Origin of the sequence: Ruminococcus sp. AF31-8BH, from assembly GCF_003460605.1 — a bacterium.
In the GTDB taxonomy this organism is placed as follows: Bacteria; Bacillota; Clostridia; order Lachnospirales; family Lachnospiraceae; genus Blautia_A; species Blautia_A acetigignens.
Genome location: NZ_QTVN01000004.1, coordinates 59,190 through 84,194 on the forward strand (window position 1 = coordinate 59,190; position 25,005 = coordinate 84,194).

General features: G+C 41.9%; 26 protein-coding genes, 1 tRNA gene and 1 pseudogene. 6 read left to right on the top strand and 22 right to left on the bottom strand.

The genetic code is table 11. From position 1 onward, the window contains the following. Window positions 1-38: 38 nt before the first annotated feature. The 9 genes from DWZ38_RS06310 to DWZ38_RS06350 are packed head-to-tail and all read right to left on the bottom strand — an operon-like array spanning window position 39 to window position 8,585. Window positions 39-659: a V-type ATP synthase subunit D gene (locus DWZ38_RS06310; protein ID WP_021925069.1), complete on the bottom strand. Its 621-nt coding sequence runs from the start codon at window positions 657-659 to the stop codon at window positions 39-41. A gap of 17 nt (window positions 660-676) precedes the next feature. Continuing rightward, the gene (locus DWZ38_RS06315; RefSeq protein WP_021925070.1) at window positions 677-2,059 is read right to left on the bottom strand and encodes a V-type ATP synthase subunit B; all 1,383 of its coding nucleotides are present in this window, start codon (window positions 2,057-2,059) and stop codon (window positions 677-679) included. A gap of 18 nt (window positions 2,060-2,077) precedes the next feature. Then, on the bottom strand, window positions 2,078-3,850 hold the full coding sequence (locus DWZ38_RS06320) for a V-type ATP synthase subunit A (RefSeq protein WP_021925071.1): 1,773 nt from the start codon (window positions 3,848-3,850) through the stop codon (window positions 2,078-2,080). Then, entirely contained in the window at window positions 3,843-4,430 is a 588-nt protein-coding gene (locus DWZ38_RS06325) for a V-type ATP synthase subunit E (RefSeq protein ID WP_117851003.1), read from the bottom strand. The genes DWZ38_RS06320 and DWZ38_RS06325 overlap by 8 nt, the downstream gene beginning before the upstream one ends. A 17-nt stretch (window positions 4,431-4,447) precedes the next feature. Beyond that, complete coding sequence (locus tag DWZ38_RS06330) at window positions 4,448-4,756, bottom strand: V-type ATP synthase subunit F (RefSeq protein ID WP_117851005.1); 309 nt, start codon at window positions 4,754-4,756, stop codon at window positions 4,448-4,450. Window positions 4,757-4,758: 2 nt separating this feature from the next. After that, the gene (locus tag DWZ38_RS06335; protein WP_117851008.1) at window positions 4,759-5,190 is read right to left on the bottom strand and encodes an ATP synthase subunit C; all 432 of its coding nucleotides are present in this window, start codon (window positions 5,188-5,190) and stop codon (window positions 4,759-4,761) included. A 42-nt stretch (window positions 5,191-5,232) separates the two neighbouring features. Further along, a complete protein-coding gene (locus DWZ38_RS06340) occupies window positions 5,233-7,203 on the bottom strand; it encodes a V-type ATPase 116kDa subunit family protein (protein ID WP_117851010.1) in 1,971 nt (656 codons plus the stop codon). 18 nt (window positions 7,204-7,221) lie between these two features. Continuing rightward, entirely contained in the window at window positions 7,222-8,265 is a 1,044-nt protein-coding gene (locus tag DWZ38_RS06345) for a V-type ATPase subunit (RefSeq protein WP_117851015.1), read from the bottom strand. Continuing rightward, window positions 8,265-8,585, bottom strand: coding sequence for a hypothetical protein (locus tag DWZ38_RS06350; protein WP_021924907.1), 321 nt, complete (start codon window positions 8,583-8,585; stop codon window positions 8,265-8,267). The genes DWZ38_RS06345 and DWZ38_RS06350 overlap by 1 nt, the downstream gene beginning before the upstream one ends. A 387-nt stretch (window positions 8,586-8,972) precedes the next feature. Between DWZ38_RS06350 and trmB the strand changes: the two genes are divergently transcribed. The 5 genes and pseudogenes from trmB to DWZ38_RS23340 all read left to right on the top strand — a co-directional run. Next, window positions 8,973-9,626 (top strand): tRNA (guanosine(46)-N7)-methyltransferase TrmB, encoded by a 654-nt coding sequence (gene trmB / locus DWZ38_RS06355; protein WP_117851017.1) that lies wholly within the window; start codon window positions 8,973-8,975, stop codon window positions 9,624-9,626. 89 nt (window positions 9,627-9,715) lie between these two features. Then, window positions 9,716-9,877 carry a hypothetical protein gene (locus DWZ38_RS22145; RefSeq protein ID WP_173767896.1) on the top strand — a complete coding sequence of 54 codons (162 nt, stop codon included), beginning with the start codon at window positions 9,716-9,718 and terminating at the stop codon, window positions 9,875-9,877. Beyond that, complete coding sequence (locus tag DWZ38_RS06360; protein WP_117851020.1) at window positions 9,874-13,332, top strand: DEAD/DEAH box helicase; 3,459 nt, start codon at window positions 9,874-9,876, stop codon at window positions 13,330-13,332. The genes DWZ38_RS22145 and DWZ38_RS06360 overlap by 4 nt, the downstream gene beginning before the upstream one ends. Window positions 13,333-13,609: 277 nt before the next feature. After that, window positions 13,610-13,682, top strand: a tRNA-Lys gene (locus DWZ38_RS06365). Between the two features lie 52 nt (window positions 13,683-13,734). Beyond that, window positions 13,735-13,818, top strand: a pseudogene (locus DWZ38_RS23340) (DUF6783 domain-containing protein); the annotation flags it as partial. Window positions 13,819-13,949: 131 nt separating this feature from the next. Here DWZ38_RS23340 and DWZ38_RS22150 read toward each other — a convergent pair. The 12 genes from DWZ38_RS22150 to DWZ38_RS06420 all read right to left on the bottom strand — a co-directional run bounded on the left by DWZ38_RS22150 (window position 13,950) and on the right by DWZ38_RS06420 (window position 23,755). Then, entirely contained in the window at window positions 13,950-14,873 is a 924-nt protein-coding gene (locus tag DWZ38_RS22150) for a hypothetical protein (protein WP_178105282.1), read from the bottom strand. 363 nt (window positions 14,874-15,236) lie between these two features. Continuing rightward, window positions 15,237-16,139 (bottom strand): hypothetical protein, encoded by a 903-nt coding sequence (locus DWZ38_RS06375; RefSeq protein ID WP_243000171.1) that lies wholly within the window; start codon window positions 16,137-16,139, stop codon window positions 15,237-15,239. A gap of 262 nt (window positions 16,140-16,401) precedes the next feature. Then, a complete protein-coding gene (locus DWZ38_RS06380) occupies window positions 16,402-16,818 on the bottom strand; it encodes a phage holin family protein (RefSeq protein WP_117851025.1) in 417 nt (138 codons plus the stop codon). 118 nt (window positions 16,819-16,936) lie between these two features. After that, on the bottom strand, window positions 16,937-17,497 hold the full coding sequence (locus tag DWZ38_RS06385; RefSeq protein ID WP_147342984.1) for a hypothetical protein: 561 nt from the start codon (window positions 17,495-17,497) through the stop codon (window positions 16,937-16,939). Between the two features lie 77 nt (window positions 17,498-17,574). Beyond that, window positions 17,575-18,369: an RHS repeat-associated core domain-containing protein gene (locus tag DWZ38_RS06390; protein WP_117851029.1), complete on the bottom strand. Its 795-nt coding sequence runs from the start codon at window positions 18,367-18,369 to the stop codon at window positions 17,575-17,577. Window positions 18,370-18,562: 193 nt separating this feature from the next. Further along, window positions 18,563-19,468 carry a hypothetical protein gene (locus DWZ38_RS06395; protein ID WP_330608790.1) on the bottom strand — a complete coding sequence of 302 codons (906 nt, stop codon included), beginning with the start codon at window positions 19,466-19,468 and terminating at the stop codon, window positions 18,563-18,565. 264 nt (window positions 19,469-19,732) lie between these two features. Further along, on the bottom strand, window positions 19,733-20,149 hold the full coding sequence (locus DWZ38_RS06400; RefSeq protein ID WP_117851031.1) for a phage holin family protein: 417 nt from the start codon (window positions 20,147-20,149) through the stop codon (window positions 19,733-19,735). A 121-nt stretch (window positions 20,150-20,270) separates the two neighbouring features. Then, a complete protein-coding gene (locus tag DWZ38_RS06405; protein ID WP_117851034.1) occupies window positions 20,271-20,846 on the bottom strand; it encodes a hypothetical protein in 576 nt (191 codons plus the stop codon). A 17-nt stretch (window positions 20,847-20,863) separates the two neighbouring features. Beyond that, the gene (locus DWZ38_RS06410) at window positions 20,864-21,508 is read right to left on the bottom strand and encodes an RHS repeat-associated core domain-containing protein (RefSeq protein WP_117851036.1); all 645 of its coding nucleotides are present in this window, start codon (window positions 21,506-21,508) and stop codon (window positions 20,864-20,866) included. Beyond that, window positions 21,421-21,624, bottom strand: a complete 204-nt coding sequence (locus DWZ38_RS22460; protein WP_207661317.1) for a hypothetical protein — start codon at window positions 21,622-21,624, stop codon at window positions 21,421-21,423. Before DWZ38_RS22460 ends, DWZ38_RS06410 begins: the two co-directional genes overlap by 88 nt. A 483-nt stretch (window positions 21,625-22,107) precedes the next feature. Beyond that, a complete protein-coding gene (locus DWZ38_RS06415) occupies window positions 22,108-22,689 on the bottom strand; it encodes a hypothetical protein (RefSeq protein ID WP_117851038.1) in 582 nt (193 codons plus the stop codon). A gap of 25 nt (window positions 22,690-22,714) precedes the next feature. After that, window positions 22,715-23,755: an RHS repeat-associated core domain-containing protein gene (locus DWZ38_RS06420; RefSeq protein ID WP_178105283.1), complete on the bottom strand. Its 1,041-nt coding sequence runs from the start codon at window positions 23,753-23,755 to the stop codon at window positions 22,715-22,717. Window positions 23,756-23,929: 174 nt separating this feature from the next. Between DWZ38_RS06420 and DWZ38_RS06425 the strand changes: the two genes are divergently transcribed. Further along, a complete protein-coding gene (locus tag DWZ38_RS06425) occupies window positions 23,930-24,310 on the top strand; it encodes a sigma-70 family RNA polymerase sigma factor (RefSeq protein ID WP_117851042.1) in 381 nt (126 codons plus the stop codon). Between the two features lie 66 nt (window positions 24,311-24,376). Here the strand turns inward: DWZ38_RS06425 and DWZ38_RS06430 are convergent, their stop codons facing one another. Further along, window positions 24,377-24,970, bottom strand: coding sequence for a 50S ribosomal protein L25 (locus tag DWZ38_RS06430; protein WP_021925321.1), 594 nt, complete (start codon window positions 24,968-24,970; stop codon window positions 24,377-24,379). Window positions 24,971-25,005: the final 35 nt, after the last annotated feature.

Here is a 25,005-nt window from a genome sequence, read left to right on the forward strand (position 1 = left end):
GAACTCATATTTCAAGCCGAAAAAAACAGGGTGCGCCATCACGCACCCTGCTTCATCCTCTTAATAACCTTAAGTCGTGTAAATTCCTCTCGCTCCTTCTCCTCCAAAGCATTGGAAATATCCTTTGTCAGAGCTTCAAACTTCGGAATCGTAATATTCTTCAGCGCATTCGCCCTCTTCTGCGTCTTCTTAATATTGCTGGCCAGACGAATCGCCGAATTCTCAATCATAGACAGCTTAATCGAAAGCTCCTTCACCCTCTCAAAAGCCGCCTTCGCCTCATCCAGAGACATCTTCGTACTATAATAAGCATACGTAGGAACATTTCCTGACTTGTCATACTCCACAAGCGGAATTTCTGTACCCATGACGCTACGCGTCTTAATACGAATCGAATCCTCAATCGGCACCGTATGCGAAATCTGATCCACAAACGCGATACCCATCTCCATATTCGCCCTCTGCAAAGCCGCATAAGCCGTACGGAACGTCTCATCAATCTGCCCCTGAATATCCTTCGCCTGATCAACCAGATTCATCATCTCACGAATCAGAATATTACGCTTTTTATCCATCAGTTCATAACCCTGACGGGAAAGAGCAAGAGAATTCTTAGCCAGAATTAAATTACCCTTGGTAGGAAACGTATTCGGATCCATTCAAGTCACCTCACTCTTTATTTGGTCGTCTCGTGATAATACTGATCCAGAATCTTAGTATCAATACGGTCAAGCTCTTCCTTAGGAAGCATACCCAGAAGCTCCCAGCCCTTATTCAGGGTATCAATAATACTTCTGTTCTCTGTATCCGTCTGTCCCACAAACTCAGCCTCAAACGCCTTACCAAACTGCAGATACTTCTTATCCAAAGGAGAAAGCTCATCCTCACCGATAACAGAAGCAAGCGCTCTCGCGTCACCAACCTTGGCATAACAGGAAAACAGCTGGTTCGCAACATCTTGATGATCTGCTCTTGTAAAGCCTTCACCAATACCATCCTTCATCAGACGGGAAAGTGACGGCAGAACATTGATCGGCGGGTAAACGCCCTGGCCATGAAGCTGTCTGTCCAGAACGATCTGACCCTCAGTAATATAACCGGTAAGGTCAGGAATCGGGTGCGTAATATCATCATTAGGCATAGTCAGAATCGGGATCTGTGTAACAGAACCTGTACCGCCAGAAACGATACCTGCACGCTCATATAAAGTAGCAAGCTCACTGTAAAGATATCCAGGATAACCCTTACGGGAAGGAATCTCACCTTTAGAAGAAGAAACCTCACGCATTGCCTCACAGAAAGAGGTAATGTCTGTAAGGATAACCAGAATATGCATTCCCTTTTCAAAAGCAAGATACTCTGCTGCAGTCAATGCGATTTTCGGAGTCAGAAGACGCTCAACAGTTGGATCATTTGCCAGATTCAGGAACATAACAACATGGTCGGAAGCACCGCTCTCCTCAAAGGTTCTGCGGAAAAACTCAGCAACATCATACTTAACACCCATTGCAGCAAATACAATAGCGAAATTTTCATCAGAATCGGCACCAAGAGAAGCCTGACGTACGATCTGTGCAGCCAGCTTGTCATGAGGAAGACCGTTTCCGGAGAAAATCGGAAGCTTCTGTCCACGAATCAGTGTGGTCAGACCATCAATGGCAGAAATACCTGTATTGATGTAGTTTCGCGGATACTCACGGGTAACCGGGTTCAGCGGTAAACCGTTGATATTCAGACTAACCTCAGGAGTGATCTCACCAAGACCATCAATAGGCTGTCCAATACCGTTAAAGGTACGTCCCAGGATCTCCGGGGAAAGTCCGATTTCCATCGGATGACCGCTAAGGCGTGTATGAGTATTTCCAAGGGACATATTGTCTGTACCCTCGAAAACCTGGATAACTGCTTTATCCTCGTATATTTCAATGATACGGCCAAGTTTTTCGGTACCGTCATCCATACGGAAGGAGACGATTTCCTCGTAGGAAGCGTTCTTAACGCCTTCCAGAACTACAAGAGGGCCGTTTATTTCACTAAGGCCTAAATATTCGATTGCCATAAAAAACTTACCTCCCTATCAGCCGTTTCTCTCTAATACGTTATCATAGAATCTGTCGATGTCAGCCTTATACTGGTCAAACATCTCAGGTTTGTTATTCGGAACATCATATTTGATGGCAATTACACGCTCAAAAATGTTGTCCTCCTTCAGTACGGAAACCGGCATTCCCTGGTTTACAAGGGAACGGCATTTCTCATAAAGATAAAGGATAATCTCCATCATATTAAACTGCTTGCTCATTGGCACGCAGGTATCCTCTGCATGGAATGCATTCTGCTGAAGGAATCCAAGACGAATAACCCTTGCGATTTCCAGTGTCAGCTTCTGATCATCCGGAAGAACATCGCTACCGATCAGCTTAACAATCTCCATAAGAGAACTCTCCTGGTTCAGAATTGCCATCAACTGATTACGGTCGCTGACAAATTTACCGGAAACATTATCTCTATACCACGGACTTAAGTCCTCCAGGTACTCACTGTAGCTTGTCAGCCAGTGGATTGCCGGGAAGTGACGGGCATAGGCAAGAGACTTGTCCAGTCCCCAGAAGCAGCGGACGAAACGCTTTGTATTCTGTGTAACCGGTTCAGAGAAGTCACCACCCTGTGGGGAAACCGCTCCGATAATGGAAACGGAACCTTCTGTACCGTTTAAGTTCTGCATCATACCAGCTCTCTCATAGAAAGCAGAAAGCTTGGAAGCCAGATAAGCCGGGAAACCTTCCTCAGCAGGCATTTCCTCCAGACGTCCTGATAACTCACGAAGAGCCTCAGCCCAACGGGAAGTGGAGTCTGCCATGATCGCAACATCATAACCCATGTCTCGGTAATACTCAGCAAGTGTTACACCTGTATAAATAGAAGCCTCACGGGCTGCAACAGGCATGTTGGAAGTATTGGCGATCAGGGTTGTACGGTCCATCATCAGGTTTCCGGATTTCGGGTCGATCAGTTTACTGAAGTCTTCCAGAACCTGTGTCATCTCGTTTCCACGCTCACCGCATCCAATATAGATAATAATATCTGCGTCAGACCACTTTGCGATTTGGTGCTGTGTCATTGTTTTTCCAGTACCGAAACCGCCAGGAATTGCTGCTGTACCGCCTTTTGCAATGGGGAAAAGGGTATCCAGGATACGCTGTCCGGTTACCAGCGGAACGCTTGCAGGGAAACGTTTGTAGGTTGGTCTTGGAACACGAATCGGCCATTTCTGAGCAAGGGCGATCTCTTTCTCGCTGCCGTCAGAAAGACGAACAGTTACGATAGGCTCCAGAATGGTATAAGCTCCATCCGGAACAGCCTTAATAACCTCAGCCTCTCCTCCAATTGTAGGAGGAACCATGGATTTGTGAAGAATGGAAGCTGTCTCCTGTGTCTCAGCAATAATAGTTCCTGCGCTTACCACATCTCCAACCTTAACGGTTACGTGTACATCCCATTTCTTGGAAGTGTCAAGGGAATCAACGCTGACACCACGGGAAATATATTTACCGGAGGACTTGGCAATCTCCTCCAGAGGACGCTGGATACCATCGAAAATATTGTGGATGATTCCAGGTCCAAGAAGAACGGAAATGGCATCGCCTGTTCCTATTACTGTATCTCCTGGCTTCAGTCCTGTTGTCTCCTCGAAAACCTGTACAGTGGTCATGCCCTTTTTCAGGCCGATAACCTCTCCTACCAGTTTCTCAGGTCCAACATAAACCATCTCGGAAATCTTGAATCCGGGATCACCTTTCAGATAAATAACAGGACCGTTAACGCCGTAGATAATACCTGTTTTATTCATGGCTCAGCCCTCCGTCAAATTTAAATTCTTTCTTCAGTGTTTCATAAGCGCCCATAAAAGAGTTGTCAATCAGGATGTTCTTCGCCGGGATGGTAGCTTTGATGCCGCCCATAAACGGCTCATTAGAAATCTCAACAGCAAATCCTGTTTTTGCCACAATGGAACGCTGCAGTGCTGTATCTTCCGGGGAAAGATAGATGAAGATCTCATCATTTCCCGCAAACTCTCTTGCCTTCTGGATCTTCTGGCAAAGATAATCCTGATATTCCGGGCTTGCCATAAAGTCTTCCAGATGATTCTTAACTTCTACAAAAAGCTCATTTCTAAGCTCATTCTGTTTGGTTGTCCAGTCACGTCTTAAAGTCAGCTGCTCAGCAGAAAGTGCCTTGTTTACCTCGCGGGTTGCATTTTCTGTCTCGGCCTTGATCTGTGCCTCGGCATCCATTTTTCTTGATTCTTTATGCTTTTCCAGCATTTCTTCCAGGCTCTTCTTATGGGCTTCCAGTGTATTCTCAGCCTCTGTCTGGGCTTCCGCAACGGAAGTGTCATAGAAATGCTGCAGTTTTTCTTCAATTGTCATGCTTGGTCTTCTCCTGCCTATAACTTTAAGCCAATGGCTTCGTTAACATATCCGGTAATAAAATCAGGTTTACGGCCTGTACCATGCCTGTCAGGGATTTCGATGATCAAAGGCGTTTTATGGTTCAGCTTTACATCGTCCACGATCTGGGGAAACTCCCGGCCAAATTTCTCGGTCAGAAGGAGAATCCCGATTTCTTTGTTGGCGATCGCTTTTTCCAGAGCGTCCTTCAGTTCGTCACGCTCATGGACTACAACGCCTTCCACACCTGCCAGTCTCATCCCTGTGCAGGTATCGATGTTGTCACTGATCAAAAACATTTTCATAATTATAATTTACCGATGATCATGAAGGAAATGATCAGACCATAAAGAGCAACACCTTCGGCAAGACCTACGAAGATAAGAGATTTACCAAGAATGCTCTGATCCTCGCTGATTGCACCAAGAGCTGCACTTGCCGCACTGGCTACGGCAATACCACCACCGATACAGGAAAGACCTGTAACAAGAGCTGCTGCGATATATCCAAGACCTGTTGCAAGACCTGCATCAGCGCTTGTTGCAGCCTGTACAGAAGAGCTTCCTGCAAACATAACCATTGCTGCTACTAACATGGTACCAAAGAAGAAAAATGCGTTTGTTGCAATTGTTGTTTTGTAACGTCCACGGCTCTTCTCGCCGATGAAATAATAACCAAATGGAACGATAATGCTTAATACAAGCGCTACTGCTAAGATAATCTGTGTCATAACTGTCATGATAATTGACCTCCTCGTAATTCAATCTTTCATAAATTAAATTTATTTTGCCTCCGCATCAGAACGGAACGGCTCGAATTTTCTTCCGCTTCCTTTGTAGAAACGGCTGAACATCTCGTAATATTCAAGTCTGAGTACCTGGATACCAACGATCAGGCCCTCAAGACCGCATACGAAAATATTTCCAAGAACGATTACTACCCAGTTCGGGCTTCCGTTCTCAGCACCGGCCAGCATCAGCACAACCTGCATCATAGCCGCATGGCTGACTGCATAAGCTCCGATACGCACGAAAGAAAGTGTGTTGGAGAAGTAGCTCAGAAGAACCTCGAACATTTCGAAAAATCCCTGAACGATAAACATTCCCACACCGCCTTCAAAAGCTGCCGGTTTCTTTTCCACAAGGTTTGTAAGAGGCTCTTTTAAGAACATTACAAGCAGCGGAAGGATAAACATAATGCAAAGAACGATACCGCCCGGAAGCTTATGGCCTGTCATAAACAGAGCAATTACAATAACTGCGGAGCCATAGAATACAAGGCCTGCAACAGAGTTGGTATCGAACCATACCTTCTCTGTATCTTTCGCTTTCAGGGAATTCATAATATTAAAGATCATACACAGAAGAATGATTCCCATACCAAAGCCGATGGCGATAATAAATACGGTGTTCAGTTTTCCAATAAAAGGCACATCCATCATGGCATCCATTGGGCGCAGCCAGACAGGTTCTATAATATCCTCAAATCCAAAGAAGCTGCCGAACATGAAGCCAAAGAATGTGGAAAAGATTCCGGCACAGCTGATGATTCCGGCAAGGTCAATATGCTTGAACTTGTAAAGAAGGAATCCGCCAATAAGTAAAACCAGTCCCTGTCCTGCATCTCCGAACATTGCGCCGAAAATAAAGGAATAAGTAAGGGCGATAAACCAGGTGGGGTCCATCTCTCCGTAAGCCGGAAGGCCATACATTTTGGTGTACATTTCGAATGGCTTGAAAAGCTTGGGGTTCTTCAGCTTGGTAGGCGGTGTCTTGTGGGCATCCTCCTGCTCATTCTCATCGATCAGGCAGAAGATACGGGCATCTCCGGAAATATCATTCTGGAAAGCTTTTGCATCTTTCTCTGTCATCCAGCCGCAAAGAATATAGAACGGCTCCTTCGGCTTATAATCAGCTGACGCATCCGCGCTGTTGTCTCCATGTGTGCAGGCTGCCAGCTTACGGATATCAAAGTTCCGTGAAAACTGGGAAAGTGTCAGCTTGCTTGAAGCAATGTCAGATGCATATTTCTTAAAGAAAGCTTTTCTTGCCGCTTTGTTTGCATCCAGGTCAGCGATCGTCTTCTTATACTCTGCTTCAAGTGCTGTGAAAGCAGCCTTGGCAGTTCCATCATACTGATCCGGTACATAAATTTTTTCAAAGTGCATAGCAGAATATACGGCATGGATCCGCTGTGCTTCGTGAACGGGAACAAAATAAATTCCCCAGATATAACGTTCGTCTTCATCACATTTAATGAAAATCGTGTCCAGATTGTCATAAATGTAGGTTTTGAATTTCTCGAAATAATCTTTCTCGATCCGTCCAAAGCGATAATGGATATAACGCATTTTCAGGATAGACTGCACATCAAAGTCTACATTTCGGAACGGATAGATGATTCGAAGTGATTCTGACAGGGAATCACGTTTCTCTTCCAGTTCCTGGCGGGTCTTATTCAGAACGTCCGCTTCGTCTTTGATCTGCTGTACAAGAGAGAGCGCTTTTTCGATTGGAAGCTTCTTCGCAGAAGCCTGCTCCGGGTTCTCAACCTCTTCATAGAAGCTTCCGATGGTGCTTAAAGCTTCTTTATACGGATTGATCTCAAGGTACGGGGAAAGATTCTTCACATCTGTCAGCTCTGTAAGAGCATTTTCCAGATGAATCTCATACCGGCTGAGGTAATTGTTTACAACTCGGTCGATATCCTCCCTTGGCCCGGTAATGCTGACAAATTTCATTTTCTCAATCACATTGCTACCTCCGGGTTACTAATTGTTGTGAACATAACGCATTGCCTCGTCCGGATCAACCTGGTAACGAACACACTCCAGTGCGATGGTCAGACGGTTTACCTCATGTTCTTTGTGATAAAGATAAGAATACAAAACAGCTACGGAATAAGGATCTTTGCGAGCCTCTTTTTCCAGGACAGTACGGAGCATGTTGTTATAAAGCTCCTCCATGGAAATCAGGTTCATCTGCTGATATTTCCGGCCGTACCAGGTACGGTTGAAAATCTGCTCACCTTCTTCACTGCTGGTAGCTTCTACCATGGCTGTGATTTCTTCTTTCTTTAGTTTATAATTCACGGGAATCAGCTGTGCGTAGATGGCTGCAGGCTCCATTTTGTAATAACGCTTGGATCTTAAGATAAACTGCAGATTCAGCATATCAAATTTCTCGCCGTAAGCCTTGGTGATCTCGTCTAAGTCATTTCCCTTGAATAACTTTTTACGGACACTCCAGATCTGATTGAAATAATAAAGATCAAGAGCCATTCCGTAGTCAAATAAAAGTCCATTGCCGTTCTCATATACGCTCAAAAGAGGAGCGTAAAATTCATTTCCCTTCAGGGCTGTCATGAATTCATCCATATTTCCGGCACTTACCAGTCTGTCAAGATCCAGCTTGGAATGGTGCAGGAAAAAGTCACGGTAAGGACTCATATCCACAGGATTGGTGCTTCTGTGATCAAAGAGATTCGTAAGGATCTCTTTCAGAACACGGATTTCGTAGCGCTTGGAATAAAGTGCCAGGAATTTGCGCTGTTCCTTGTTTGCAAAATTATAAATGCGGGAGAAATTTCCGAAAATGGATTTCTTCAGAAGCTTCTCAATCTCGCCTCGATGAAGATTGTTCTCATCAAGATCAGACCAGGCCTTCGCATATTCCGGCGTTTTTTTCAAATAAGCAGCTACCTGTGGAACATCCGAAAAACGGACAATTTCCTGAAGCTGTTCATCTGTTACCAGATGACTGCTCATAGCGCGTATTTTCGTGGAAACTCCGCTGTAGGAAAGAACGCTTCCCATTACATCACTTCCTCCTGAATGATCTTTTCAAAAATTTCTTTGGAAAGGCGTTCGTGATTCTTCGCGTAGTAAGCGTCGAGCTCACTTAAGGCTGCCTGTGTATCTTCACGCAGGGAAGCAAGGCGCTTATCCTTCTCACCTTCAAGATTACGGCGTATTTCCTGAATCTGCTCTTCGGTGTGTTTCTCCAGCTGGGTGTCAAATTCCTTGGACTGCCTTTCCATCTCAGCTGAAAGAGCTTTCTTCTTCTGCGCGGCATCATTCATAATGCTCTGTGCAGTGGTCTCTATCTCGGATAATTTACCGATTATCTGTTCCATTTTTCCCCTCCTTTTCAATTTTTAAGTATTTTACATCTATTTCACAGAAAAAGCCAGTCAAAGTTTGCCTAAATTTTTCATAAAAATGCGCCAAAATTCCAGATAATGTGACTAAAAATTAACAATCTTTTCAAAATCTGTCATACCAATTTTTAATAATGGGTACACGTATTTACTATAATAAGAAAGTTTACCTGCCAGTTATTAATTTTCCAGTCCCTGCCTTCCTTATCCTATTATTGCGAAAACACGGAAAATCATGTATAGTAGGTTTCATGAAAACAGATATCGTCTGCATGAAATCATAAACAGAGCCCATATGAATCTGTCTTAATTTTTGCTGTATCAGCAGTTTTAAATATCAAAACATTATGTCAGGAGGCATTTATGCGACTTAGAAATATCCCCGGCGCCAAAGACGCCATTGAAGAAAGTATTTATGTAATCCAGAATCCCCAGGAAAATAAAGGGTGCTGGGACAAGTTTTTCCCACAGAACCAGCCCATCCACCTGGAAGTAGGCATGGGAAAAGGCCGCTTTCTTATGGATATGGCCCGGCTTCACCCGGAGATCAATTATATCGGAATCGAAATGTATGACAGCGTGCTCCTTCGCGCTATCCAGAAGCGGGAGGCTCTTGCAGAAGAGGGAGAAAATCTTTCCAATTTAATGTTCATGCGCATGGACGCCAGACTTCTTCCGGAAGTTTTTGAAAAAGGGGAAGTGGCAAAAATTTATCTTAACTTCTCCGATCCATGGCCAAAGGCCCGCCATGCCTCCAGAAGACTGACTTCCCGTGAATTTCTCGCCCGCTATGACCAGATTCTCACCCTGGAAGGCACTATTGAATTCAAAACCGACAACCGCGGTCTCTTTGATTTTTCCCTGGAAGAAGTTCCGGAAGCCGGATGGAAATTAGAAGCCCACACCTTTGACCTTCATCACAACGAAGAAATGATGAAAGGAAATGTCATGACCGAATATGAAGAGAAATTCTCTTCTATGGGAAATCCCATCTGTAAAATGATCATCAGCCGATAAATTTCACACACTCCTGTCAGGTATGCACCTTTTTTCTGTGTCTTCATATTGTAATAAAGAAGGTTCTACCCCGACAGGAGATTTTTATTATGAAACGAACCACCCCACTGCAAAAATATGCTGCCCAGTTCCGCTACGAACACAAAAACATGAACGACCGCTTCTCCGGCGTCAAAAAACACGCCAACGAACTCTCTAAACTTTTAGACGGCATGTTTCCGAAAGATAAGAAAGAGAAAGAGAAAAAATGATAGAATGGAAAAAAGACCTCTCACCCACTACCACCAGCAAGGGAACGCAAAATGATAATATGTATCAGTTACTTGGCGGTGCCCGTAACAACAATGATTCTGAAGATGATTCCGCATTAGAGGAAAATCTCCTTAAGCTAAAAAATTATACTTATTTTGACGGTGACAAGATTCTTGCATCTTTGAAGCTTTCTGCTAAAGATAAGAAAAATGGCGAAGCAATCTACCGCCAGAATAAAGTAAACATCTCAGATATCTCAAGCGGCTATTCTCATCTGGGAGAACGATGCGGACAGGCAGATGCTGTCTTTAATGTCGGAAGAGATACCTTTCATACAACAATTATCTTCAATAATAAGGAAATAACTTACTCTAAATGTTACTGCCCGGAATGCAGCAGGAAATACTGGGGCTGGTACTCTGACAATGCCAAGTGCCAGTATACCGCTGCCCTTGCCTTTTACATCAAAGATTTTGTAAAACAAAATAATTTTGCAGATGCAACTGATATGAATGGCAATTATCTTCTGTCCACCTATCGAAAAGGACAGATAAAAAATACCCAAAAAGAACAGCCTGCTCCTTCTGCGCCCAGTGTTTCCCTGATTCCCCGTCTGACACAAAAAGACAGCCAGTTATCTGTTTCATTTAAAGTCGGTACAGACAAACTATTTGTTGTGAAAAAGCTGGACGATTTCTGCAGTCAGGTCCATAACAGTGAAACTGTCAAATACGGAACAAGCACTGTAATCAGCCACAAGCTGCAGGATTTTACGGAAAAAAGTCAGAAATGGATCCGTTTTATTGACCAGATTGTCCGGGAAGAAGCACGTTTTGTTAATAAAATTGAAGCTTCCGGCACATATCTCCCTAAGAAATTTAATGTTGGCAGTTCCCTGGAGCTGTTTGGCTGGCGCCTGGACAGCTTTTATGAAAATCTGTCGGATGACAAAATTGAGTTTGAAAATAAATCTGATTCTGCCACAAAAAAGAAAGCCCAGCTTCATTGTGCTATTGGAAATCCCCGGATCACCATGCAGATTCTGGATGCTTCCAAAAATAACAACCAGTTTGACGGTGTCACTGTAAAAGGAAGCCTGCCAGAGTTATTTCACGGAATGGACTTTGCGTATTTCATTCAGGATGACCGCTTTTGCAAAGCAGAACCTGATTTTATGGAAAAAGCAAAGCCCTTGTCAGACCTTTCCCGCAATGGACAGTTTCATTTCCAGATGGGCCGCAATACATTATCTAATTTTTACCACAATGTACTGCCCCAGTTACAGGATATTGCTGATATTACGGAAGAAAATCCTGAAAAATTCAGGCAGTATCTGACTCCGGAAGCGCATTTTGTATTTTATCTGGATATGGAAGCCGACAATATCACCTGCAAAATAAGCTCTTTTTACGGTCAAAAAGAGTATTCCTTATGCAAGGCCTTTTTCGACAACAGCATTCGCACGGAGCAACAATTCCGTGATTTTCCTCTGGAAAACAGTGTTCTTGGACAGGCAATGGAATGGCTGCCTTATTATGATGCCGACTTTGACGTCCTGCACTGTGCCGGAGAAGAGGATCTGGTTTATCATATGATGGAATCTGGAACGGACGCTCTTATGGAGCTTGGTGAGGTACGCTGCACCAATCGTTTCCGAAGCAAGCACACCCTGAAAACAGTAAAAGTTTCTGTGGGCGTATCCTTGTCTGGAGGACTTCTGGATCTGAATATTTCCACAGATGATATTTCCAGTCAGGAACTTTTGGATGTCCTGAAAAGCTATCAACAGAAGAAAAAATATTACAAGCTGAAATCCGGCGAGTTTGTAAACCTGCAGGAGCAAAATCTGGAAATGCTGGCGGAGCTAATGAAAACCCTTCACCTTACCCCCAAAGAATTTGTCAAGGGGAAGATGCACCTTCCTGCATACCGTACCTTATATCTGGATCAGATGCTGGAAAGCAATGAGAACATTTATGCCAACCGCGACCGCCATTTCCGTGAAATCGTAAAAGGCTTTAAGACTATCAATGACGCTGATTTCGAAGAACCGGAAAGTCTTTCCAAAATTATGCGTCAATATCAGAAAAACGGCTATAAATGGCTTCGCACCCTGGAAGCCTGGAAATTTGGCGGTATACTTGCTGATGATATGGGTCTTGGAAAAACACTGCAGGTTATCGCAGTTCTTCTCGCTGCAAAGCTTGAGGGAAAAAAGGGTACTTCTCTGGTAGTTGCCCCGGCGGCTCTCGTCTTTAACTGGGGTGAAGAGCTTGCCAGATTTGCTCCTGCTTTAACGTTTTCCCTGATCGCCGGAAGTCAGGCAGAGCGTCAGAAAAAGCTTCAGGAATACCAGAATTTCGACGTTCTGGTGACTTCCTATGACCTTTTGAAAAGAGATATCGATCAGTATGAGGAAAAAGAATTCTTATACGAAATTATTGACGAAGCACAGTATATTAAAAATCACACAACTGCAGCTGCCAAATCTGTAAAAGTGATTCAAAGCCAAACCCGTTATGCCCTTACCGGCACTCCTATTGAAAACCGCCTCAGTGAGCTTTGGAGTATTTTCGATTATTTAATGCCTGGATTTCTCTATGGATATGATATCTTCAAGAAGGAATTTGAAACTCCAATTGTAAAAAATGAGGATGAAGCAGCTATGACGCGCCTGCAGAAAATGGTTTCCCCATTTATTCTGCGCCGTCTGAAAGAAGATGTGCTCAAGGATCTCCCAGAAAAGCTGGAGGAAATCCGTTATGTCAAATTCGATGACGCTCAGCAGAAGCTGTATGATGCACAGGTTGTACATATGAAAGAAAAAATTGCCCAGCAGGACGAGGGTGAATTTAACAAAAATAAACTGTGGATCCTTGCTGAGCTTACAAAACTGAGACAGATCTGCTGTTCACCTTCTCTTTGCTTTGAAAATTATCGGGGAGAAGCTGCCAAGCTGGAAGGCTGCATGCAGCTGATCCAGAGTGCCATGGACGGCGGTCATCGTATGCTTTTGTTTTCCCAGTTTACCTCTATGCTGGCCATTCTTCAGGATAAGCTGGAAAAAGAGGGAATTCCTTATTATATTATTACCGGGGAAACGTCCAAGCAAAAGCGTCAGGAGCTGGTAAAGCAATTTAATTCGGACACTACCCCTGTATTTCTCATCTCCCTGAAAGCAGGCGGCGTGGGATTGAATCTTACAGGAGCAGATGTGGTTATCCACTATGATCCCTGGTGGAACCAAGCAGTGCAAAATCAGGCCACAGACCGCGCCCACCGCATTGGTCAGACCAAAAAAGTAACGGTGTACAAGCTGATTGCCCGAAATACTATTGAAGAAAAAATCCAGAAGCTTCAGGACGCCAAGCAAAATCTCGCTGAACAGATCATCAGCGGTGATATGGGACAGCTTGGCAGCATGAGCAGGGAGGATATTCTGGAGCTGTTATAGGAAATATTTTTTATTATTTTCTTCCATTACTTAGAGCGTGTTTGAAAAAGACTTTCTGCAAGGTGTACATCACAATTTGCCGAGGTGTACATTTTGCAGAAATGATTTTTTAACCCTCGAATACCTACAAATAACTGCATTTATCGCCCAGGCGACAGCAATCGTAAATATTTTCGAAAAAATTTAAAAAAATTATAAAATTCCTATTGACTTTTATCTTCCATATGCTATAATACATCTTGCGTTGAGGAAATAACAAACCAACGAAATAAAAAAAGCGCCTTTAGCTCAGTTGGTAGAGCACCTGACTCTTAATCAGGGTGTCCAGGGTTCGAACCCCTGAAGGCGCACTGAAAGCACTGTTTTTGCGGACAAAGCGATTGCCGCGGGGACGGTGTTTTTTTGTGCCCTGGCTACGACAACCGAATTCGGGTGAAATATACCGCAAAGTGGGGCGTGCAGATTGCAGGAATGATTTTTCAAACATGCCCTAGAAAACAATGGCTATCTGGGTTCTTGCATATTCCTTATGCGTCTTCAAAAATAGAACCAGGAAAACATCAGCACATAGTACTGCCATTCCCTGGTCCTGTAAAATTAGGTATTCAATCTTCTGCTTACTTGCCTTGCATTAAAGCAAGCTTTTCTTTCAGAAGTAAAAGTTCCTTTTCCGCATTGTCAGCACGTATTTTCTCTGACTCTGCACGGCAACGTTCTTTTTCTGCGTTCAGCCGCTGTTTTTCTGTATTCTTTCGTTCCGTTTCTCTCCCTGCTTCAAATTCCTCTTTCCGTAAAATCTCTTCTTCCCATTCCCGGTCGTATTCAAATATACTCATCGCAACCACCTCAGCTTTATTCGCCAGGAGAAATTCCCGCAGAATTCCTTCCCGAATGCATTCGTCCACTGCTTTTTCTACCGCCTCGTTTAAACTCAGCGTTTTTTTGTATGTTCTTACCTTTGACACGTACTGGGCATATTCTTTCAGAATCCGGCAACTCTCCATCAGCTTTTGGTTATGACCTTCATTGATGTTGATTACCAGAACCTTCAATTCCAGCGCAGGCTCTCCTCGGGCTGTTTCATAGGCATCGGACAAACGGTGTTCCATACGTTCTCCGATCTTACGGTTCCCGTTGTAGAATACAATAAACTGCGGCGCTGGAATCTTCTGCTGTCTGCTGGAGTATAAAGAAATTCCTTTTTCTTTTATGTACTTCTCGTATTCCTTGGCTATGTACATCAGATCACGCAGCGGGATATTAGGATTGTACGTAGATTGATGCTCCCACAGAAATAAATCCAGGTCCAGAATAAATGCCAGATCATTCTTCATACTCATATATATGGCATTCTCCAATGTTACAATCTCCAGATTGTCACAATCGCTGTAATTTTTCCCATTCAACGCATTATACAACGACAACAAATTTTTCTTATCCGAAAAAAGCATTCGAAAAATGGTATCCTTGTACTTCTTATTTGCAGCCGGAAGGATGCTCTGCTCCTCCTGTACTCCACTGCCAGCTTGTAGTTCCATCATAATAGGTACTCCTTTCCAGGAGACCTGAACACGCTTATTTCGAAATCTCCTGCTCTTAAATGTTTTTGGATTAAAAGCATAGATTTCTGAAATGTGTTTAGATGATAGACAGCGCCAACGCACTTTGATAATTGAAAGAAATATGCTTTGTATTTATCTTAGCACATTCTGGTCCTTTTGGAAACAGGAAATATATTAAAAATATATAAAATATTTTTTCTTTCTTTATAAACTGCCATTTCAAACATACATATAAATTTCTATTTCAACAATTCTGAAATTGTTCAGTATCTCATAAAATAAAACCAGGAAATCAACAGCATACAGTGCTGCGATTTCCCGGCTTGGTAAACACTTAATTTTCTACTTACCCTCCAATAAAGCAAGCTTTTCTTTCAAGTATAAAAGTTCCCTTTCCGCATTATCAGCACGCAGTTTCTCTGAATCCGCGCGGCGTCTCTCTTTTTCTGTATTCTTCCGTTCCTCTTCTCGCCCAGCCTCGAATTCCTCTTTCCGTAGCAACTCTTCTTCCCATTCCCGGTCGTACTCAAATATACTCATTGCAACCACCTCTGCTTTATTCGCCAGGAGAAATTCTCGCAGAATTCCTTCCCGAATGCATTCTTCCACTGCTTTTTCTACCGCTTCGTTTAAACTCAGCGTTTTCTTGTATGTTCTTACTTTTGATACGTACTGGGCATATTCTTTTAGGATCTGGCAGCTCTCCATCAGCTTTTGGTTGTGGCCTTCGTTGATGTTTATTACCAGAACTTTTAGCTCCAATGCAGGTTCTCCGCTGGATATTTCGTATGCATCGGACAAGCGGTGTTCCATGCGTTCTCCGATCTTACGGTTCCCGTTGTAGAATACAATAAACTGCGGCGCTGGAATCTTCTGCTGTCTGCTGGAGTATAAAGAAATTCCTTTTTCTTTTATGTACTTCTCGTATTCCTTGGCTATGTACATCAGATCACGCAGCGGGATATTAGGATTGTACGTAGATTGATGCTCCCATAGAAATAAATCCAGGTCCAGAATAAATGCCAGATCATTTTTCATACTCATGTATATGGCATTCTCTAAGGTCACGATCTCCAACTGGTCACAGTTGCTGTAATTTTTCCCGTTCAGCGCATTATACAACGACAGCAAATTTTTCTTATCCGAAAAAAGCATTCGAAAAATAGTATCTTTGTACTTCTTGTTTGCAGCCGGAAGGATACTCTGCTCTTCCTGTACTCCACTGCCAGCTTGTAGTTCCATCATAATAGGTACTCCTTTCCCAGGAGACCTGAACACGCTTATTCCGAAATCTCCTGCTCTTAAATGTTTTTGAGTTAAAAGCATAGATTTCTGAAATGTGTTTAGATGATAGATAGTGCCAACGCACTTTGATAATTGAAAAAAATATGCTTTGTATTTATCTTGCACAGTCTGTGCTTTTTGGAAATAGGAAATATATTAAAAATATATAAAATAAATTTTATAAGTCATAGATTGAGGACAATATTTTACAGATGGGTTTTTTCTATGCATTTTTCTCGCTTTTTAGGGCGTCAATGCTTTTTCGGAGGATTTCGGGGAGGGGCATGCCCATGAGACCGGCGTTTTCTATGATGGAAAGTGCCTCGTTGCAGATGAATCCGATGCATACAGCGTCACGAACATATTCTGTATCCATCAGGGAATCTAACTGTGCGCCTACCAGAACATAAAATAGTGTCATCGCTTTTCGGCAAAGTCCTTTCCAGCCTGCATGGCTTTCCAAAGCACCATTTTGAGATTTGGGGCTTTTCTGGAATACTACGGGCAAAAGGATTCCGCCAGTCAGCCAGTCGATGGTCATGAAAATTATCAGGGTCTGCAAGGATTTATCCCATCCGCCCAGCAAAGAAATGACGGCGCTGCCGATAAAACTTATGATCGTTATAATTCGGTACTTCATTTTTCACCTTCTTTCAAAAAAAGAGTACAAAAAGGGAATGGTTAGTCGAAAATACCAACCATCCCCTGTTGGTTTTGATTTACACTAGCTTGGAAGTATACATTCTAAATTTTACATATCACCGCTTTCTTTTCTTTCTGTCTTCATAAAGCCTTTTGCGTTCTTCCCGCATTCTTATTTTCTCTTCTAAACTACGCTCATAACTTTTTCGCTGTAAAAGACTTTCCTCAACTGAATAATTTACTCCCCATGTGTTTAAACACTTTAAAATTTCTTCCTGTTTTTTATCCTCAAAAATAATATAAAAGCATTCCAAAAAATGCAGAGAATGATATACTTTATAAGGTGTCATTTTTTTACCATTTTTTTTAACTGCTTTCGTTGAAAAAAACAGACCAGCACTCATCGACTTTGAGCATTTAACTTCACCATAGCATATAAAAGCGATATCCTCCCACCTGTATCTTTTTTTTAAAAACAGCAATCTAACATTACAGCCCTCCTGACTTATTTCTATAATTCTGCTTTCAGGCAATAAAAGACAAACTACTAAACACATATCCCCACATATCATAAATAATGTGATTCCATTTGGAGGATACATACACAAAATTGTACCACACCCAATAATAATTATGTATATCAACGTCAAGTAAAAATATTTTGATCTGAATTTCACTTGCATCACTCCTTTGGCATAATTCTGTATATAGTTAATCGTCCAGTATAACCTCAGCAATTTTTTTAACACATCCTCTAAACTGTACGAGCATTTCGCGGATAATAGTTCTTTCTTTTTTTATAAACTACTTTTCCATTTGATGCTTTATAAATAAAAGATGTCGAATATACTTTATTTTTTCCATTAAATGTACGACTTTGTCCGATAGCTTTTTTCGGAATAGGCACTGAAATATGGGAAGCAGAAATCGGTTGATTTATGACCTTATTTTCTGACATATTTGACATCGAAATTCCTGCTGACACTCCAGCCGCAGTTAGGTTCCCACTTAAACCAAATGTTGTTCCCCAAACACCAGTAATGAGATTTTGAGAGTGCTCAGGAATTGATGCAAATCCAGTTACATTACTTATAAATACAGTTGCTAAAAAAGCAGTACTTGCATTTAAAACAGTTTTTAACAGCGAATCACCTCTTTGATAACTACACCAAATTGTATAGACTGCACTAATCCCTCCGCCAATTAAGGCTCTAATCATTCCTCCGTCTCCTCCAGCTCCAGCAACAGCTCCAGCGGTGGCAGCACAAAGAATATCCCATCCAGAATATTTTTGTCCTGTTACAGTCGCCGCAATACCTCCAGTTATAACGTTAACAGCGGCTCCAATTACAGCTCCAACTACAATATTCCAGCATTGTCCATCGCCATCAACTCTCGTAATCGGGTTATCATCACAGTATGCATACAGGTTCTTCTCACCCAGCATATCGAGATTGTCCCTTAAAACCTGTGTGTCATCCGCGCTGATGAACCTGCGGATTGCAGGATCGTAGTAACGGCTGCGGCAGTAATACAGGCCGGTCTCCAGCTGTCATAGGTATATCTTACAACGACCGTTTCGCCCTTGTCAATATGACCTCAACCACCATTCTGCCATTTCAAAACTACATATAAATTTCTATTTCAACAATTCTGAAATTGTTCAATATTTCATAAAATAAAACCAGGAAATCAACAGCATACAGTACTGCAATTTCCTGGCTTGGTAAACACCTAATTTTCTATTTTCCCTCCATTAAAGCAAGCTTTTCTTTCAGAAGTAAAAGTTCTCTTTCCGCATTGTCAGCACGCCTACGCTCTTTTTCTGTATTCTTTCGCTCCTTTTCTTTTCCCAACTGCTCTCCCAACTCCTTCCCAGCCTCAAACTCTTCTTTTCGCAAAATTTCTTCTTCCCACTCCCGGTCATATTCAAATATACTCATTGCAACCACCTCCGCACGATGCTTCAGAAAAAATTCTCGCAGAATTCCCTCCTGAATGCACTCCTCAACTGCTTTTTCTACCGCTTCATTTAATTTCAGCGTTTTTTTATATGTTCTTACTTTTGACACGTACTGGGCATATTCTTTCAGGATCTGGCAGCTCTCCATCAACTTTTGGTTGTAGCCTTCATTGATATTGATTACCAGGACCTTCAGTTCCAGTGCAGGCTCTCCATTGGATGTTTCGTATGCATCGGACAGGCGGTGCTCCATCCGTTCTCCGATCTTACGGTTTCCGTTGTAGAATACAATAAACTGCGGTGCGGGAATTTTCTGCTGTCTGTTGGAGTATAAGGAAATTCCTTTTTCCTTTATATACTTCTCGTATTCCTTAGCTATGTACATCAGATCACGCAGGGGAATATTAGGATTATACGTAGATTGGTGCTCCCACAGAAACAAGGCCAGATCCAGGATAAATGCCAGATCATTTTTCATGCTCATGTATATGGCATTCTCCAATGTTACAATCTCCAGCTGATCACAATCGCTGTAGTTTTTCCCATTCAACGCATTGTACAATGACAGCAGATTTTTCTTATCTGAAAAAAGCATTCGAAAAATAGTATCCTTGTACTTCCTGTTTGCTACCGGGAGGATGCTCTGCGCCTCCTGTACTCCACTGTCAGCTTGTAGTTCCATCATAATAGGTACTCCTTTCCCAGGAGACCTGAATACACTTATTCCGAAATCTCCTGCTCTTAAATGTTTTTAGGGTTAAAAGCATAGATTTCTGAAATGTGTTTAGATGATACATAGTGCCAGCGCACCTTGATAATTGAAAGAAATATGCTTTGTGTTTATCTTAGCACAGTCTGGGCTTTTTGGAAATAGGAAATATATTAAAAATATATAAAATAAATTTTATAAGTCATAGATTGAGGACAATATTTTACAGATGGGCTTTTTCTATGCGTTTTTCTCGCTTTTTAGAGCGTCGATGCTTTTTCGGAGGATTTCGGGGAGGGGCATGCCCATGAGACCGGCGTTTTCTATGATGGAAAGTGCCTCGTTGCAGATAAATCCGATGCATACAGCGTCACGAACATATTCTGTACCCATCAGGGAGTCTAACTGTGCGCCTACCAGAACATAAAATAATGTCATCGCTTTTCGGCAAAGTCCTTTCCAGCCTGCATGGCTTTCCAAAGCACCATTTTGAGATTTGGGACTTTTCTGAAAGACTACGGGCAAAAGGATACCGCCAGTCAGCCAGTCGATGGTCATGAAAATTATCAGGGTCTGCAAGGATTTGTCCCATCCGCCCAGCAAAGAAATGACGGCGCTTCCGATAAAGCTTATGATCGTTATAATTCGGTACTTCATTTTTCACCTTCTTTCAAAAAAAGAGTACAAAAAGGGAATGGTTAGTCGAAAATACCAACCATCCCCTGTGGTTTTGATTTACACTAGCTTGGAAGAGTGTATGAAATTAAATTTTATGAACTTATTTATTTCTTTTTTTGTATAGCTTTTTGCGCTGTTCTCGCAGATTAATCTTCTCTGCTAATTTTTGTTCATATGCTTCCTTTTCTGCAAGTTTTGGACTTGTAATTACTTCTACGCCCCATTCTTTTAACTGGTTCAAAACTTTTTCTTTTTCTTTTTCATCCATCCAGAAAATACAAAAACAATTAAAAATATCTAATGAATGCTGAATATAAGATGCAGTTATTTTTTTTCCGCTTTTTCTACATAATTTAGTAGAAAAAAATATGCCTTCGAAAGAATTTGTTTTTGTTGAGACAGTATCCCTACAAATATATACAATATCTTTCCACGCATGCGTTTTTTTCACTTTGAATATATTAACAGAACACCCTTCTTCTGTTAATTCTATTACTCGAAAATCAGGAAGCAAAACAAAAATTATAAAAAATGCACTAAAAATTGAAAATAACACACACAGAGCTATTTTATAAACGCCCACAATATCCTCACTAAAATATCCAACAATTACCATGTTAATAAGAAGAACTGCCACCAAAAAATGAAGATACACAAATATTGTTCTAAACTTCATACACTCCTCCAATTTTTCTATACAGTACGAGCATTTCCAGGGTGATAACTTTTTCTTTTTGTATACACTAATTTTCCATTTGTCGATTTATAAATAAAAGAACTAGAATAAATTTTTGTTTTTCCATTGTATGTGCGTTTTTGGCCAATAGCTCCCTTAGGAATATCAACAGATTTTATAAATCCAGTTAAATTACCTATATATGTAGTTGCACCAAATGCGATCCCTGCGTTTAAAGCTGCCATCAGTACAGAATCTCCTCTACTTAAACTAGCAATTCCTGCATATATAGCACTAATGATTCCTCCGCCTATGCTTCCAATAGCACCATCAACAGCACCGGCAAACGCACCAGATGCAGCTGCAACAGCTATATCCCAAGCAGTATACTTTTGTCCTGTCACAGTTGCAGCAATACCACCAGTTACAACATTTAACGCAGCTCCAATTACGGCTCCAGCTGCAATCTCTACAAGTTTATGCCATAACTGTCCATCACTGTCACTTCTCGTAATCGGGTTATCATCACAGTATGCATACAGGTTCTTCTCGCCCAGCATATCAAGATTGTCCCTTAAAACCTGCGTGTCATCCGCACTGATGAACCTGCGGATCGCAGGATCGTAGTAACGGCTACAGCAGTAATACAGACCGGTTTCCAACTGTCATAGGTATATCTTACAACCGCCTTTCCGTCCTTGTCAAGAAGACCGATAATGTCATTCTGGGCATTTCTAAGGTACATATAGATCTCACTCTCATGGGTCAGCGCGATCACGTTTCCTGAGGAATCATAACGGTACCAGAGCGTGTTTGAAAAAAACTTTCTGCAAGACGGTCTTTCCTATAAAGTAAAAAATAGGAACGTGCATTTCTTGGCACATTCCCACAATGATTTTTTGTTATAATCTGGCAGCTTTTCGCTTGAGATATATACTGATAAATGATATAATTTACTAGTACAATTGAACAGAAGCCGGATGCAAGTTTCGCCTTACGCCCTCCAGTTTTATGAAAGGAGGGTGATGCCCATGAACACAATAGAAGTTTTAACGCTATTGTTAGTAGTATTTGCGGCATTGAACTACATAGATCAGCATAATAAGAAATAAGCATCCCACTCTCCCAAAGTTAGATGCTTAAATCTTTCTGGTTTCAAATTTAACCGAGGGCAACCGGAACTTTGCGTCCGGTCATCTTCTAAGTAGATTATACAACGGGACTCTTGTTTTTGCAAGAGTCCTTTTTTATTGCTCTAATCCTATTTTTTCCACTTACTTTTTTTACTTTCTTCATAAAGCTTTTTGCGTTCTTCCCGCATTTGAGTTTTTTCAGCTACTGAGCGCTCATATTCCCTTTGTTTAACGAGTTTTTCATCGAGAGTAACTTCTATCCCCCATTCTTTTAACAATTGCATAATTTGCTTTTTTTGAACCTCATTATCAAATATAATATAAAATTGTTTGAAAATACTCAAAGAAACATACACTCTCATAGGAGAAATTGAATTTTTATTTTTTCCCATCATATTGCTAAAAAAAAATAATCCTTCCAGTTTTTCCAATCTTGAAACTTTAATGGAACTATATATAATCTTTTCCAATTCTTCCCATCTGTATATTTTTTTAATTCCAAGCCAATGGACAATGCACCTATCTTGTGTTAATTCAATCACTCTTAAATGCGGTAGTATTTCAAATATTAATAAAAATAAGATACTAATAAACGACATTATAGTGCTTGGATTTTTCAAACTAATTGGAGGAGTAATAATAATCAAGCATACAAATCCTGCACATATCAGCAAATCATTATATAATCTTCTTTTTGCTATAATTTTCATCTATTCCTCCTACTTTAAAATATGTCTATACAGTCCGTGCCCTCAGTGGTATATAGGTTTTGTGAGGTCTTTTTTCCAGGGATCCTGTGGCAGTTTTCCAAATACTGAATTTAAAAGATGTACCAGTTCTTCCATTGAAGTGTCGCCCTTGCCCAACTTTCTTTTCATGAGGAACATTTTTTACCTGCCTTTTAGTTTCGGCGGTCTCCATAGAAAGTCCACGAGATACACTAGCTGCAATCCCCCCTGCTCCAACACCATATGTTGCGCCCCAGGTAATAGCAATAGTCTTTTCAAGTCCTTCTGATGCAACTGCAAAACCAGATAAATTACTTATAAAAACAGTTGATAAAAAAGCAGTTCCTGAATTAATAATAGCTGCTGTAAGCGAATCTCCTCTTCTAAAACTGCACCAAGCCGTATAGACAGCACTAACCACGCCACCTGCAATAGCTCCTTCAAGTCCAGCCCCACCTGCGAAAATACCAGCCAAGCCAGCAGCAATCATATCTGTAACAGTATATTCTTGCCCTGTTACTGCTGCAGCTACTCCACCTGCCAAAACATTCATGGTAGCCCCAATCAGTCCACAAATCAAAGAAAACTGTCCATTAACATCAACTCTCGTGATCGGGTTATCATCACAATATACATACAGGTTCTTCTCGCCCAGCATATCAAGATTGTCCCTTAAAACCTGTGTGTCATCCGCGCTGATGAATCTGCGGATCGCAGGATCGTAATAACGGCTGCGGCAGTAATACAGGCCGGTCTCCACGTCATAATAATATCCCTTATAACGGAACGGGTTTCTTGCTCCCACCTTGTCTTTTAAGGTTCCTTCAATCTTAACTACCTGTCCCCAGCTGTCATAGGTATATCTTACAACCGCCTTTCCGTCCTTGTCAAGAAGACCGATGATGTCATTCTGGGCATTTCTAAGGTACATATAGATCTCACTCTCATAGGTCAACGCGATCACGTTTCCGGAGGAATCATAACGGTACCAGAGCGTTTTCTCACTTCCTGTCCTTTCTGAGACAAGCAGGTCACCAGCATAGCACATCTGGGTGACAGCACCGTCCACGACTTTCCTGATCCGGTGTCCGGCATGGTCATAGGAATACTGGATATTCTTTCCGCCAGATACTGCAGCAAGGGCATTTCCTAATGTCCAGGTATACTTGGTATTTCCTTATTTTCACCTCTGATCAAAAAATACGCCGGGAAGCTGTTTTATATGGATGCAGAGGACGCGGAGCAGGAAATGAAGCTGGCATTTCTTATCGCGGTACATAGTATGAGCTATTACAATAGTGAAGGTGAATGTCTTTCCTATATCCGAAATGGCCTTTACCGTAGGTTTTGTGCTCTATGCAGGGGAAATTACCAAAACAGCGAAGAAGCAACAGAGGTTTCCAAACTATGTGAATATGGATTTACAGAAAAATATGATGATGTTGAAACATTATTTGATTACGAAATGCTTTTAGCAAACAAGCCGATTGTTTACTCCCGGATTTTCAGGCTCCTGCTGGCCTGGTATTCGGATAAGGAAATCGGGGAGATTCTGCACTGCTCGAAGCAGTATGTGAACAGGATTAAGAAAAAAATTATTTGAAAACTAAACACAAAAACGCCCGAGGGGCATCTTCCTGCCGCCCGGGCGTCTTTCATTTTTCCATCTTTATTTCTCTTCTGCGGCGTCCTCAGTCGCTGTCTCAGCTTCCGGAACTACGTTGTGTACCGGAGTGACGGTGGCGATGACGGATTCCAGATCAGTTGTGATGTGAATGTTTTTGTTCTTGGCAATCTCAAGATCTTTCACACGGAGAGTATCACCAATCTTCATGCCTGCAACATCAACTTTGATCTTATCTACCAGGTCTGCCGGAAGTGCTTTGTAAGCAACTTCTTTCAGCTCATCCTGCAGTACGCCAGATACAACCATTTCCTCGTTCTCCAGAATGATCTCAGCAACGGAATGAACCATCTCATTGCTTACCAGCGCCTGGAAATCAACCTCTTCTACTGTATGTGCAAGAGGATTATAATCAACTTCCTTGATCAGCGCATCATAGGTCTTACCATCCAGTTCCAGCATTACCTGGCTGCCCTTGTTATTGTTCTTCAGAAGAACTTCAATTTCCTTCTTGGTGAACTTAAGGGGAATGGAACCTTCGATTTCTCTGCCGAACAGGTTACCTGTTACATATCCTTCTCTTCTTAATTTCTTTGCTTTGACGTCCATGCTTCTTTTTTCAGCTTTTAAAGTATTCATTTATCTTTTCCTCCAAATTCTGAAACGCTTAGCAG

Bases quoted from the DNA above. Each gene is read 5' to 3' on its own strand.
- DWZ38_RS06310 (WP_021925069.1), bottom strand. From the start codon at position 659: ATGGATCCGAATACGTTTCCTACCAAGGGTAATTTAATTCTGGCTAAG.
- DWZ38_RS06315 (WP_021925070.1), bottom strand. From the start codon at position 2,059: ATGGCAATCGAATATTTAGGCCTTAGTGAAATAAACGGCCCTCTTGTA.
- DWZ38_RS06320 (WP_021925071.1), bottom strand. From the start codon at position 3,850: ATGAATAAAACAGGTATTATCTACGGCGTTAACGGTCCTGTTATTTAT.
- DWZ38_RS06325 (WP_117851003.1), bottom strand. From the start codon at position 4,430: ATGACAATTGAAGAAAAACTGCAGCATTTCTATGACACTTCCGTTGCG.
- DWZ38_RS06330 (WP_117851005.1), bottom strand. From the start codon at position 4,756: ATGAAAATGTTTTTGATCAGTGACAACATCGATACCTGCACAGGGATG.
- DWZ38_RS06335 (WP_117851008.1), bottom strand. From the start codon at position 5,190: ATGACAGTTATGACACAGATTATCTTAGCAGTAGCGCTTGTATTAAGC.
- DWZ38_RS06345 (WP_117851015.1), bottom strand. From the start codon at position 8,265: ATGGGAAGCGTTCTTTCCTACAGCGGAGTTTCCACGAAAATACGCGCT.
- DWZ38_RS06350 (WP_021924907.1), bottom strand. From the start codon at position 8,585: ATGGAACAGATAATCGGTAAATTATCCGAGATAGAGACCACTGCACAG.
- trmB (WP_117851017.1), top strand. From the start codon at position 8,973: ATGCGACTTAGAAATATCCCCGGCGCCAAAGACGCCATTGAAGAAAGT.
- DWZ38_RS22145 (WP_173767896.1), top strand. From the start codon at position 9,716: ATGAAACGAACCACCCCACTGCAAAAATATGCTGCCCAGTTCCGCTAC.
- DWZ38_RS06360 (WP_117851020.1), top strand. From the start codon at position 9,874: ATGATAGAATGGAAAAAAGACCTCTCACCCACTACCACCAGCAAGGGA.
- DWZ38_RS22150 (WP_178105282.1), bottom strand. From the start codon at position 14,873: ATGATGGAACTACAAGCTGGCAGTGGAGTACAGGAGGAGCAGAGCATC.
- DWZ38_RS06375 (WP_243000171.1), bottom strand. From the start codon at position 16,139: ATGATGGAACTACAAGCTGGCAGTGGAGTACAGGAAGAGCAGAGTATC.
- DWZ38_RS06380 (WP_117851025.1), bottom strand. From the start codon at position 16,818: ATGAAGTACCGAATTATAACGATCATAAGTTTTATCGGCAGCGCCGTC.
- DWZ38_RS06395 (WP_330608790.1), bottom strand. From the start codon at position 19,468: ATGATGGAACTACAAGCTGACAGTGGAGTACAGGAGGCGCAGAGCATC.
- DWZ38_RS06400 (WP_117851031.1), bottom strand. From the start codon at position 20,149: ATGAAGTACCGAATTATAACGATCATAAGCTTTATCGGAAGCGCCGTC.
- DWZ38_RS06405 (WP_117851034.1), bottom strand. From the start codon at position 20,846: ATGAAGTTTAGAACAATATTTGTGTATCTTCATTTTTTGGTGGCAGTT.
- DWZ38_RS06415 (WP_117851038.1), bottom strand. From the start codon at position 22,689: ATGAAAATTATAGCAAAAAGAAGATTATATAATGATTTGCTGATATGT.
- DWZ38_RS06420 (WP_178105283.1), bottom strand. From the start codon at position 23,755: ATGTGCTATGCTGGTGACCTGCTTGTCTCAGAAAGGACAGGAAGTGAG.
- DWZ38_RS06425 (WP_117851042.1), top strand. From the start codon at position 23,930: ATGGATGCAGAGGACGCGGAGCAGGAAATGAAGCTGGCATTTCTTATC.
- DWZ38_RS06430 (WP_021925321.1), bottom strand. From the start codon at position 24,970: ATGAATACTTTAAAAGCTGAAAAAAGAAGCATGGACGTCAAAGCAAAG.